The 1,623-nt window shown below is 66.7% G+C and carries 2 protein-coding genes; both read right to left on the bottom strand.

All coding sequences use genetic code 11. From position 1 onward, the window contains the following. Positions 1-388: 388 nt before the first annotated feature. On the bottom strand, positions 389-1,156 hold the full coding sequence (gene pgeF, locus MOV74_RS37650) for a peptidoglycan editing factor PgeF (protein ID WP_246932512.1): 768 nt from the start codon (positions 1,154-1,156) through the stop codon (positions 389-391). Beyond that, the coding region (locus MOV74_RS37655; RefSeq protein WP_246932513.1) for an SAM-dependent methyltransferase at positions 1,153-1,623 on the bottom strand (471 nt) is incomplete at its 5' end. The genes MOV74_RS37655 and pgeF, both read right to left, overlap by 4 nt.

Genomic DNA, 1,623 nt, shown 5'->3' on the forward strand with positions numbered 1-1,623 from the left:
CCGCCGAGTGCGGCCGCAGCCGCCAGCAGCATGACCGCCAGCACGCACGAGCCCGCGCGGCGCAAGATGGATGACGCGTCCCTCATTATGGAGGGCAGCGATATCGTTAAAATCGATTAAGGTCTAGGGCGGCGGCGACACAGATCACTCATGCAGCCCCTGTAACGCCCCGGAACGACACGGGGTTGCCCGTGTGTTCACGCTTCGAGCGTGCAGTCCTCAAAGCAATGGTCGGAAAATCGGTGCGTGTCCCGGACGCGCTGCGGCGCGCAGTGCCGCTGCGCTGAGCCGGGACCCAGAAGGCCGGTGAAATCGAAATCGCGGAGACATGGGCCCCGGCTCAGCAGCGCATCACTTAGGTGCTGCGCCGCGTCCGGGGCACGAGACCTCACCCCTCCAGCGCGATCGCGTGAATGTGGCGACCGTAATCCGGCTCCTTGCGATGGACCGAACGGCGATAGCTGAAGAAGCGTTCGTCGGCGTAAGTGTCGAGGCCAAGATCGTCGATCATCAGGATTCCGGCGGCGTCCAGCCGCTTGCGGATGTAGCCGGCGAGATCGAACATCGCATGGCCCTCGCGCACCGACGGAATGAAGAACACAGCGTTGTCCGCATCCGCGTCGATAAAGCGCGCGACGAACTCGTTGCCGACCTCGTAGCTCTCCTGGCGGATCAAGGGGCCGATCGCGGCGATGATGCCGCCGCGCGTGGCGCCGAGTGTCTCCATCGCGGAGATCGTTGCCTCCAGCACGCCAGTCAGCGCGCCTTTCCAGCCGGCATGCGCGCCGCCGATCACGCGCGCGTTGGGATCGACGAACAGCACCGGCCCGCAATCGGCGGTGGAGACGCCGAGCGCAATGCCGGGCGTTTTCGTCACCAGCGCATCGCCCTTCGGCCGCGGTCCGCTCGGCCACGTGCGATCTGCGACGAGGACGTCGGGTGAATGGATCTGGTGCAGGCTGAGGAAACGGTCCGCTGCGACGCCGACATGTTCGGCCATGCGGCGGCGGTTCTCCGCGACCAGGGCCTGATCGTCATTGGAGCCGAGCCCGCCGTTCAGCGCGGAATAGATGCCGCCGGAGACGCCGCCCTCGCGGGTGAAGAAGGCATGCCGCAGGCCGGGCACGGCCGACAGCAGCGACGAAGAAAGTGTCATGAGGCATCTCCGGCCTGCTCGAGATCGCTGAGCCCGGCAATGCCTGTCAGCTGCGGCTCGGAGATGCCGAGCACCTTGAACATCGAGCCCATGCCGCTGCGCCCGGTGTCCGTCAACCGCTTGAGGGCGATCGAAATGTCGGTGGCAACTTCCGGCGTTGCCTTCTGCATCAAGGCGGCCGCCCTTGTGTCGATGCCGATACGCTTGAGGAAGTCGCCTTGCGTCACCGGCCCGTGCACGCGCGCGCCGACATCCTCGGCGGCACGCGCCAGCGCCTGGAAGTCGACATGGGCGGTGACGTCGGCCTGCCCCGGCGCCTTCAAGGGATCGGCGAAGGTGTGGCGCGCAATCGCCTGGAACGTATCGCCGGCATCGCTGCGCAGATGGCCGTAGTCGATGATCAGCGCCGCGCCGTCCTGGTCGCGCACGCGCGTCGCAAGCTTCATGATCTCGCCGTCGGGTCGCCA

The sequence above is a fragment of the Bradyrhizobium sp. SHOUNA76 genome (genome assembly GCF_023006445.1).
Taxonomy (GTDB): Bacteria; Pseudomonadota; Alphaproteobacteria; order Rhizobiales; family Xanthobacteraceae; genus Bradyrhizobium.

Coding starts and splice junctions, on each gene's coding strand:
- pgeF (WP_246932512.1), bottom strand. CDS start 1,156: ATGACACTTTCTTCGTCGCTGCTGTCGGCCGTGCCCGGCCTGCGGCAT.